Consider the following 10,767-nt stretch of genomic DNA (forward strand, 5'->3'; position numbering starts at 1 on the left):
GTGCCTTTACCAACCGGCTTTGTCGTGAAAAAAGGATCGAAGATTTGCGCCTGCACCGCCTCTGGCATACCAGAGCCATTATCAATAATTTGAATCACCACGTTAGCAGGATGAGGGATGAAAGGATGAATAGGTGAATCGGTTTCATGCTTTATCCTTCCTTCTTGCTCCTGTATTTTTTCACCTTTTATTCTTTCTGCTTCCTCCTTCAAAAAGGTGCGGATAGTAATCTGAGCGGGTGAAGTTTTAACGTCTGATGATGTTAGGGCAGTATCTGTGTCACTTGCGTGGTGCAAATAACCAGCAGCTTCTCCCCTTTCCATCGGGTGGTTCGATCGCTCCCAGTTGTTTTGCTGCTCCAGCGCGTCAATCGCATTGCTAAGGACATTCATAAACACTTGATTGAGCTGACCAGCATAACACTCAACTAAGGGCAGATCGCCATAAGCCTTTACAACTTCAATCGTAGGAGTATTACCCTTTCCTTTGAGTCGATGTTGCAAGATTAACAGCGTGCTGTCTAAACCCTCATGGATATCCACCCGTTTCATCTCGGCTTGGTCAAGGCGAGAGAAATTCCGCAGAGACAGCACCAGTTGACGGATTCTGTCGGCTCCCACCTTCATTGACGACAGCATTTTAGGCAGATCATCAGCAATGAATTCCAAATCGATTGCTTCTGCGTGTTTGACAACCTCTCGATCGGGATGGGGATAACGCTCTTGGTATAAATGCAACAGATCGATCAAATCTTTTACGTACTCGCCAACGTGAATGAGATTGCCGTAAATAAAATTAACCGGATTGTTGACTTCGTGAGCCACACCTGCGACTAGCTGTCCCAAACTCGACATTTTTTCTGTCTGAATCAGCTGGGTTTGGGTTTGTTGTAATTCTTGGAGGGCACAAGCGAGTTGTTCTGCTTGATGCTGGGTTTGAGCGAGTAATTCTGCTTGCTGTATTGCAACTCCCAGCTGAACAGCAGTCTGGGTGACGAACTCAATTTCCGAGACATCCCAATGTCTCTTTTGCGAGCATTGATGGATACAGAGCAATCCCCAAAGGATATCCCCTTTTAGCAGTGGCACCACGAGTTGAGCTTGGACTTGAAATTGCTCCAGCAGCTCGATATGGCAATCAGTTAAGCCTGCGTTGTAGATGTCATCAACTACTTGAATCCGACCCTGTTGATAAAGTACAGCATAGTTTTGGGAAAAGTGGCGGTCGTAAACTTTGGTTCCTAAAATCGGCTTTAAAGCTGGTAATACGTCTTCTGAGACAAATTCATCATCCAGCGAGCCAGAGGCGGAATATAAGCGAAATACTGCCACTCGGTCAGCCCCTAGCAGTTGTCGGACTTCAGTGGTCGTTGCTTTGAAGATTGTATTTAGATCGAGGGATTCTCGAATCTTCGTAATTACTCCAAACAATGCTTGCTGTTGTTCGGCAGCTTGTTCTAACTGTTGTGCTTGAGCGGTAGCAGTCGCAGCGGCACTACGGCTTTGTTCGTAGAGTTCGGCTTGCTGAATTGCGATCGCGGCTTCATTTGCCAGCTGTTGCAGCAAATCAATTTCAGCAGTCTTCCATTCCCTAGGAGCTTGGCACTCATGGGCAATTAGTAGCCCCCATAGCTGTTCCCCCATGTTAATTGGGACAACTAAGTTGGCTTGAACCTGAATTTTCAGTAAAAACTCTATATGACAGGGATGCAAATCTGACTCAGCTACGTTATGAACTGCTCGAATCCTTCCTTGCTGGTAAGCAGAGGCGTACTCCTGAGGAAAGCATTCATCTTCGTATATCTCTCCCAGAATTGAGTTCCATCTGCCTGTCACTGCTTCTACAACCACCTCCCCTTGCCAACTTCTGGTGAACTGGTAAATTACCACTCGGTCTGTGCTTAGCAGTTTCCTGACTTCCTGCACAATGCTTTGTAGGATCTTCTCTAAATCCAGAGTGCTGCGAATTTGGTCTGTGACTTGCTTGAGGACTTTGGCAAACTCTAAGGACTGTTCTAGCTGGACAGTTCGCTCTTGAATTTGATGCTCCAGGTTGCTATTGAGAGACTGCACCTGTGTGTACAGGAGATACTGCTCAATCGCCATTGAGAAGTGATGACCCAAGGCTTGAGCGAGTTCAATTTCTCCCGGCGTCCACGCTTGTGCTTGACCTCGTTTCAGTTCCCTCCATGCCTCAAAGGAATTACGAGGTTGCAGTTGTCTCCGATCCGGGTCGAAATTTCCAGCCCACAAAGTTTCCGTATCAATTTCATTACGAAAAATGCACAAGTATCCCAGAAACTGCTGACGATACTGGAGGGGGACAATCAGGATGCCCCGAATTCGAGTCGTGCGGAACGCTGGCGCGATGACTCGCAGATGAGGTTCTTTATAGAGATCCGTCACTGCCTTGATGGGATTGCAGGCAGTGTCTTGTAATTTTAAATATTCCTGCCAAACGGGATGCTCTTCAAGCGGACGATCTTTCCCGATGGCTCCTAGCATCGGTTGATCGCCGCAGGCAAATAGGATTGCTTGACTTGGATTTTCTGCCGCTATGTAAATTCTGCCCCCACAACCTTTAAAGGCTGCAACCGTTTCCGTAAGGGCTTCAGAAAGCTGAATCGTTGGTAGTGCATGGAGCAGGGTGGCGACTCGGTTAATCCGCGCTTCCCGCGTTGCTTGGGCGCAGGCGAGTTCGAGTAAGGTAGATTGAGCGATCGCAATTGAAACTTGATCTGCCACTAACTGGACGATTTGCAGTTCTTGTTCCGAAACCGAACGCGATTCAGCGTGATGAGAGACTAATAAACCCCATAGTTCCGGCTGGGTCTCCTGCGTGCGGGCATCATGATATAGAATCGGCACCACGAGGGAAGATGTGACTCCCATTGCCGTGAGATATTCAATATGGCAGGAATCTACTGGGCGATAGCGAACATCTTCCGCCTTCAAAGCAGTACCTGTCTGGGCGCAATCCAAGGAACTCAGACCAATCAACCCTGAGGAAACATCGACAATTGAGCGCTGGCGAGCTTTCAGAAACATCTCGCGGGCGTGGGGAGGAATGTCATCAGCCGGAAAATTTAGCCCTATCAAAGATGGCAGGCGATTGTTATCAATTGCCTCGGCAATCACTTCTCCACTGCCATCGGCATGAAACCGATAAATCATCACGCGGTCGGTTTCAAGCAATGAGCGAATTTCAGCGACTGTCGATGTCAAAATTTCTGGCAATTCTAGCGATCGCCGAATCCGATTGGTAATTCCGTGTAATAAGCTTGCTTGGTCTATTTCGTGCTGCATTGTTTGCGTATTATCACTTAAGCTCATTCCCTCTATCCACCACTTTTATAAATTCAGGCATGAATGTTTTTGTATATTTCTATTCTGTAACTGAAAAGTCATACTGGGTATTCGTAAAACTATTGATCTTATAAAAGTTTTAAAATTATTGTTAACTTTAATATTTTCAAGGAAAAATAACTCAAAAATGTTGACAGTTTATATAAGACATGCTATGAAAAGCTAAAAATATTTTCCCTAAAAAAATCGCTAATTCAGATTAGCTAAATATATAAATTCACAAAGGAGTAACGCTACTTTTTTCCTAACCGTTGCCGGATTTCTTGACGGACACTCATCAGGATTTTTCCCAAATGATTTTGTCCAGTTTTTTCTACACCGCAACCCCAGTAATAATCGGTGGGAGAATCCTCCACGATCGGACAATCGCCGGTAGAAAGCAGAATGGATTGAATCTCTAGGTGAGTTAGAAACTTGATTAGCACGGCTTCGCGCATAATTTGGATTTTCACTTGTTCCCAGTCCGGACGGATGCAGCGGGTGCGATCGCGTCCCAGTGTCGCGGCTTCGATTGGCGTCTTCGCGCTAGCGATCGCTAGGATTAACGCTTCATCCTCGGTGCCAACAAATTTTTGCGCTTGATAATAATGCTCCACCGTCATCCAATCTTGACCCAGCAGATAAATGTTATGAGGAGAAAAGTTGGAAAAACATCCGTAGGGATCTTCAAATTTATAAAAGTAAATCGTCATGTCGAAACTATAAAAGTGCTTGTCCCAGTTCTACCATGCTTGTTGCTGCAAGGGATGCAGTCGAGTAGGCGACTTTCAGCCGCTCGAGTATTCAGCATTATCAAAGTTGAGGATGGTAAGTACCTGTTGCCAACATCCCAACCCAGCTTTGGGTCTGTCTCCCCAATATGGTTCGGTGAAAATTATTGTTTGTTGGGTGGAGAAACGAAATCCAACAAATGCGAACTTTGGTATTTTTCGCCCTAACCAAACCGTATTCAGTGTTTCCCTGGGGCTGGTTGCCTGGTTACAGAACTTTCAGAAAACCTTATCGCTCAACCATTATAGGGGCACAGCATTGCCGTGCCCCTACTTTTTAAATCAACAATCGTGCCCCTACTCCTGGGAGTAAAAACTCTATCCTCTTTTCAGGGAACGGGAGTGTTAAAACTGGTTACTGTTTCCCTAAAGCCTTTAATCCCTGATCAATCTGGTCAGCTTGCTGAGTTTGACCTTGCTCTTTAAACAAGTCTCTGGCTTTTTTCATCGCTTCGATTGACTCAGACTTCTTACCTTGTTGATTTAGAGCTACCCCTAGACCAAAGTAAGCAGGTGCTGCTTTCGGAGCAATTTCGGTGGTCTTTTTGAGAGCTGCTACTCCCTCATTTAACTTTCCTTGTTTGACCAAGGCAACCCCTAAGAAATAGTGTGCATCTGCACTTTTCGGGTCAATTTCAATTGCCTTCTTGAAAGCCTCAGTCGCTTCGGGTAATTTACTGTCACCTTGGGCACCTAAAGCAACTCCCAAATCATTGTAAGATCTGGCGTTTTTCGGGTCAATTTCAATTGACTTTTTGAAGTTGGCAGCCGCTTCAGGTAATTTGCCTTGATTGACCTGAATAAATCCTAAGTCATTATAGGATTTGGCATTTTTCGGATCAATTTCAATTGCCTTTTTAAAAGTAGCAGATGCTTCTTCCAGTTTCTTTTCTTGAACCTGAACAAATCCTAATTTATGATATAGCTCTATATTTTTAGGACTATTTGCAATTGCCTTTTGAAAAGCATCACTGGCTTCAGGAAATTTCTTTTGGTTGACCAGAATAGTTCCTAACTTATTGTAACTTTCTGCATCCTTGGGATTAATCTCAACGGCTTTGTTGTAGTCAGCGATCGCTTCGTTTAATTTGCCTTGTTGAGCTAGAGTATTCCCTGAGTCAACATACTTTTTAGCGTCAGCCTCTGATTTTTGACAACCTAGCGTCAGGAAGCTTAAGCATCCCGCTGCTAAAATCATCAGCCCGAACCTGGATAACTTTGCAGTCCTAGAAGACATAACCTAGCAAGTTTCTGGATGAAAGCCCCAATATAACACATGAGGAAATTGCACCACTGACGATTTAAAAGGGGGTTGCACTCTCAAAAATTTAATTTTGTAGAGTGAGGAATACCTACCAAATCTTATCTGGGTGGGCTTTTGCCCACCCAAAAGAAGTCAACCCTTACTAACTAAATGCTCAATCGTTTTACCCACCCATTCCCGGTATCATGCTCTTACTGAGGCGTTTGATAGCACTCTCTGCCACTTCAGAGTAACGACTCTCTCCGCACAGAATCTTGCCCATGCGCTCAGTGGCACCAGGGCGCTTAACACCGACTCGATAAGCAATCCCAGGAACTCTGTAAAACACTCCTGCTAAGCGTTGTGCCCACTGCATATCCGATCCCCATTCTTCGGCGATCGTGCTGGTATATCTTTCCAGAGCATTGCCATCCCCGGAGAGTGATTTGTCAATCGCTTCCGCTGCCTTCAAGCCGCTAAACATTGAGGGACGAATTCCCTCAGCAGTAAACGGATCGACGACACAGGCGGCTTCTCCGGCTAAAACTGCATTTTGCGTATGCAGCCTTTGATTGCCATCCCATAGAGAAAGGGGATGACCATATTGCTTGCTCTGATTGACCTCTACGCCGAAAGATTTGGCGTACTCAGCCAAAATTTTCTTAAAGTCTTGGGGTTCACCGCCGATGAACGTGCCAACGCCGATAGAATATCCGTCTGCTTTAGGAAAGTTCCAAATATAGCCATTTTTGACCATCCCAAATTCAAAATGAATCTTTTGTTGGTTGGTATTTTGGGCGGGTATTTCTGCTTCTAAGGCTCCAGCCAGACGCCGTTTGCGCTCTTTAAAGTCTAACCACTTAGCCATTGGCCCTTTGGCTCCGTCTGCGGCAATCAGATAGCGACCTTCAACGGGTCCATTGGCAGTGTTGACTTGCCAGCGATCGCTCTTAAACTCAATCCCCGTTACTTCAGTGTTGTCTCGCAGTTCTGCGCCTTGTTGCTGCGCCTGCTGCATCAGGAAGTTGTCGAAAACGTCTCGCCTTACCATCCAAATCGGTTGTCCTGTTTCCAGCCCTACTTCCACTGGATCGCCCATTTTCCAGGTGTAGCGGAGTGATTTGAGTTTTAAGGAAATCGCTGGAGAAAAATCAAAATCAAACCACTCTTGTATCGCTGGTGATACTCCACCCCCACACGGTTTGTAACGCGGCATTGCGTCTTTTTCTAAGACTAAAACCGAACGTCCTCCCTTAGCTAGATGATAAGCTGCGGTTCCACCTGCTGGGCCAGCACCGACAATAATGCAGTCAAACATCGTGTTAATTTTTGCTTCTGAACACACTTGCAATTTAAGCTTGTTAAGCGAAGAATTTACATCCTCACGCTTGACACTCACTGGTAATTAAGCTTAATTGCTTTCCCTACCAGCTAGCTATTTGCGTAATTATGCTTATCTCGGTAAAACGTATACAATTTCAGGCTTTCAGGATTTTTAAGATAAATATTATTCGCCTTGATTTAGATTTTCTCTTGACTTCTAGAAGACAAACCGTGTTTTCCAGTACGTAGTCGTTCAGCTTTTTCTTCCAGACAACTAGAGAGCGCGATCGCGATATTTATTCAATTCATCAATTTTACTGAGTGCAAAGTTTATATAAAGCTTATAGGATAGGTTCATGAAAGTTTTATAAAGTCGCTGACCGACTATTTGGTGTTTCTACTATTTTCATAAGGGGAAAAGCGATGTTCTGGGAATTACGCATCCAATACGCCAACGGCAACGAGAAAGTTTTACGCACCTGCAAAAATCGAGAAACAGCCCTGCGGTACATCGATGCGATCTACTCCCAGGGCTATCCTATGCACGTTGCTTTCCTGGTTCGCCCTGCTTTAGATGGACAAGCGCTTCAACCTGCCTAGTATCCGTTTTTAGCCTTTTGTCCTGAGTCCTTAGCTCTAGCGCGATCGCTTTTGACGAGCGACCCATGACGAGTGACTAATGACTTTAAACGGTCGTGATATCTTTTTCTTTCTCGGCTAACAGCTCATCAACCTTGGCAACGTACTTGTCAGTTAGCTTTTGAATTTTTTCCTGCAAGTCTCGCGCTTCATCCTCAGAGATTTCACTATTTTTTTCTTGCTTGCGAATTGAGTCTACGGCGTCGCGGCGGATATTGCGAACAGAAACTCTTCCTTCTTCAGCATACTTGGCAGCGATTTTTGCCAGTTCTTTACGACGCTCGGTCGTTAGGGGTGGAATATTCAATCGAATGACTGAGCCATCATTGCTCGGAGTTAAACCGACATCTGATAAAGAAATCGCTTTTTCGATCAGATTCATGCTGCCGCGGTCAAACGGCTGAATGGTAATCGTACTAGAATCTGGTGTATTAATACTTGCCAGAGATTTTAGAGGGGTTGGGGAACCATAGTATTCCACCGACACCCGGTCAAGGAGAGAGGCGTTTGCCCGTCCCGTCCGAATCGTATTAAAAGACCGTTGAGTTGCCTCAATTGTCTTTTGCATATGATTTTCAACATCAGCTAATTTCACAAGATCCTCCTACAATTGTTCCCACCGCTTCTCCCGTAACGGCGCGGTGGATATTGCCCCGCACCGAGAGGTCGAACACAACGATGGGGATGTTGTTGTCTTTGCACAGGGCGATCGCGGTACTATCCATCACCCGCAGATCGTGAGTGAGGACGTGTCCGTAGGTCAGGCTCTGATAGCGACGCGCCCCTGGGTTGAGATGGGGATCTGAATCATAGATCCCGTCTACTTTGGTTGCTTTAAAAATTACATTCGCATCAATTTCCGCCGCTCGCAAGGCAGCGGTCGTATCAGTGGTGAAGAAGGGGTTTCCCGATCCAGCCCCAAAAATTACGACCCGTCCTTTTTCTAAGTGGCGAATGGCGCGACGCCGGATGTAAGGCTCCGCTACTTCCTGCATGGCGATCGCTGTTTGGACTCGTGTCGGTACTCCGATTTGCTCCAAGGAGTCTTGCAAGGTCATCGCATTCATCACCGTTGCAATCATCCCGATGTAGTCGGCTGTCGCCCGATCCATGCCAGCCGAAGCTGCCTTGACACCGCGAAAGATATTGCCGCCACCGACGACAATTGCCATCTGAATGCCACTTGCCACGACATCTGCGACTTCCTGCGCGATTTCCTGAACCACCATTGGATCGATTCCATAGCCCAGGTTGCCCATTAAAGCTTCACCGCTCAGCTTTAGTAAAACCCGCCGATAAGTTATCCCCATGCCCAGACTATTGTCTCACTCAAAATACCTCCACCATAAGATAACAGTAGAGGAGTAAGTTTTGTGATATTATCCGCAAATTCAGTTACTAAAGTGTGGAGAGCCTTGAGACTACGTGTTAAGGACGCCAGTTTATCGGGGTGCCTACCGCCTCAGTTGAGGCGGTTGTAATCGCCGTTTTTCCTTGCAGTAAAGAAGCGATCGCATCCCGTAAATAATGCACCTTCACCGCTGCTGGATCTTGGGAATTATCATCAATTCGTCCCCTGTAGCGGAGTATCCCAGAATTATCTAATAAGAAAACCTCTGGCGTTGTCTGTCCCCCAAAGCAACGAGCGACATCCTGTGTGGTATCTCTCAGATAAGGAAAATTTAGACCGTGAGTTGCTACCAAATTTTGCATATTCTCGAAGCTGTCTTCAGGCGACTGAACCGCATCATTGGCGTTGATGCCAATCAGGGTAAATCCCTGGCTTTGGAACTCGCTTTGAATCTGGATTAGCCGACCCATATAGGACTGCACGTATGGGCAATGATTGCACATAAAAACAACGCCCACAGCTCGATACTTTTCTAAATACCGAGCCAGGTGGTGGACTTGATTATCGATTCCCGGTAATTCAAAATCTGGAGCATAACTACCAATAGGAGTGCCGGTCTTTTCCATTACACTCATTTACTTATCCCTGGGTAATTACAACAAAGTACGAGGGGGCTACAGTCGTAAAGAACAAAGCAATTACGGTCTCTATTTGCCTTGGGAGAACGCCTGATAACCGATTAGTTTGTAGACTAATTTTGCAGCAGTAAATTCTGATACTACGGAATCTACAATCGGTGCCAATTCCATAACATCACAACCAATCACTTCGTGATTTTGAAACACTTGCCGCAAAAAAGAGAGTAGGGAGTACCAATTTAATCCACCGGGTTCTGGGGTGCCGACACCAGGTATCAGGGTGGGGTCAATCCCGTCGAGGTCAATGGTGAGGAAAACGCGTCTGGTGGGGATACTTGCGATCGCCCTTTCCATCCAATCCGGTTGCGTCGCAATTTCTCGCGCCCGGAACACCGTCAAATTCTTCTCTTTGATCAAGTCAGCTTCTTCTTTGCAAATGGCGCGGATGCCGATTTGTACAGTTGGCAATCCCATTTCCACAATCCGCCGCATCACGCAAGCATGGTTGTGAATCGAGCCTTCGTACTCATAGCGCAAATCGCCGTGAGCATCTATTTGCACGACCGTAAAGGGTTCATCGGGGTAAGCTTTTTGGTATGCCTCTACAAGACCAGTTGTAATGCTGTGTTCGCCACCCAGACCAATAACAAACTTGCCGTCAGCTATCATCTGAGATACCGTTTCGCGGGTAACTTGCAGCATTTCCTCAGATGAAACTGAACGACCGTTGCGGGTGTCTGCAATCGATTCAGCTGTATAAATTCCAATGTCTTTGCCAGTTTCCCAATCTAGCTCCTCATCATAATATTCCACCTGCCCAGAGGCTTCTAGAATCGCATCTGGCCCATTTTCGCAGCCATTTCGATACGTTGTCGTCGCCTCATAAGGAATCGGCAAAATCACCACTCGCGCGGCATCGTAGGTAGAAGCTAAATCGGAACCAAGGAATGGCAGAACAGAAGTAGGAGTTTGCACCGTAGTCATCACCAACTAAATTTCATGAGGGAGTCACCAATCTAGATACTGACATACTCCCCGCTTTGAGTGCTACGCACAGATGAAAAACTAAGGTTTTGAAATTGGAACTTGAAAATTGGAATTCTCCGTGTCACTTTCCGCTTCTTGTGAGAGTCTTCACCTGTGTACCAGGCTTATCTACACTTGGCATCAGAGTTTTTACGGGATTTTCGATTCAGTTGCTCAAAATTATTGGAATTAGTGTTTTCCAGAGTTGAAGAATTGTAAAATTAGGAAAGCATAAGTCTACCCGTGGCGTTGAGAGCGCATTCAAGGTGCGACGGGATAGAAATCAAAGAGATGCGATCGCTATCTATCCCATGACTCCATCTTCCTCCACCACTCCAACTGCACCTACGGCTGCCCATATCGTCACGAAAACTTGGACTTGGCAAGGTTTTCCCATCTGCTACCAGACTCA

The 10,767-nt window shown here is 46.0% G+C and carries 9 protein-coding genes; 1 reads left to right on the forward strand and 8 read right to left on the reverse strand.

Translation table 11 applies throughout. The features are described from left to right. The 4 genes from H6F50_RS18975 to H6F50_RS18990 all read right to left on the reverse strand — a co-directional run. Positions 1-3,332, reverse strand: a 3,332-nt coding sequence (locus tag H6F50_RS18975; RefSeq protein ID WP_190429901.1) for a GAF domain-containing protein, incomplete at its 3' end; no start/stop codon positions are given. A gap of 266 nt (positions 3,333-3,598) precedes the next feature. Further along, positions 3,599-4,057 carry an NADAR domain-containing protein gene (locus H6F50_RS18980; protein ID WP_190429902.1) on the reverse strand — a complete coding sequence of 153 codons (459 nt, stop codon included), beginning with the start codon at positions 4,055-4,057 and terminating at the stop codon, positions 3,599-3,601. 433 nt (positions 4,058-4,490) lie between these two features. Further along, entirely contained in the window at positions 4,491-5,333 is an 843-nt protein-coding gene (locus tag H6F50_RS18985) for a tetratricopeptide repeat protein (RefSeq protein ID WP_190411990.1), read from the reverse strand. A 229-nt stretch (positions 5,334-5,562) separates the two neighbouring features. Further along, the gene (locus H6F50_RS18990) at positions 5,563-6,696 is read right to left on the reverse strand and encodes a geranylgeranyl reductase family protein (RefSeq protein WP_190429905.1); all 1,134 of its coding nucleotides are present in this window, start codon (positions 6,694-6,696) and stop codon (positions 5,563-5,565) included. Positions 6,697-7,124: 428 nt separating this feature from the next. Between H6F50_RS18990 and H6F50_RS18995 the strand changes: the two genes are divergently transcribed. Further along, positions 7,125-7,301 (forward strand): family 2 glycosyl transferase, encoded by a 177-nt coding sequence (locus tag H6F50_RS18995; RefSeq protein WP_190411992.1) that lies wholly within the window; start codon positions 7,125-7,127, stop codon positions 7,299-7,301. 85 nt (positions 7,302-7,386) lie between these two features. Here H6F50_RS18995 and frr read toward each other — a convergent pair whose 3' ends face one another. The 4 genes from frr to speB all read right to left on the reverse strand — a co-directional run bounded on the left by frr (position 7,387) and on the right by speB (position 10,313). Beyond that, positions 7,387-7,935: a ribosome recycling factor gene (gene frr / locus H6F50_RS19000; RefSeq protein WP_190411993.1), complete on the reverse strand. Its 549-nt coding sequence runs from the start codon at positions 7,933-7,935 to the stop codon at positions 7,387-7,389. Then, on the reverse strand, positions 7,922-8,650 hold the full coding sequence (gene pyrH, locus H6F50_RS19005) for a UMP kinase (RefSeq protein WP_190411994.1): 729 nt from the start codon (positions 8,648-8,650) through the stop codon (positions 7,922-7,924). The genes frr and pyrH overlap by 14 nt, the downstream gene beginning before the upstream one ends. Positions 8,651-8,768: 118 nt before the next feature. Then, positions 8,769-9,326: a thioredoxin family protein gene (locus tag H6F50_RS19010; protein WP_190411995.1), complete on the reverse strand. Its 558-nt coding sequence runs from the start codon at positions 9,324-9,326 to the stop codon at positions 8,769-8,771. Positions 9,327-9,398: 72 nt separating this feature from the next. Continuing rightward, entirely contained in the window at positions 9,399-10,313 is a 915-nt protein-coding gene (gene speB, locus H6F50_RS19015; RefSeq protein WP_190429903.1) for an agmatinase, read from the reverse strand. Between the last annotated feature and the right edge of the window lie 454 nt (positions 10,314-10,767).

This window comes from Coleofasciculus sp. FACHB-712 (assembly GCF_014695635.1).
Classification (GTDB): Bacteria; Cyanobacteriota; Cyanobacteriia; order Cyanobacteriales; family FACHB-T130; genus FACHB-T130.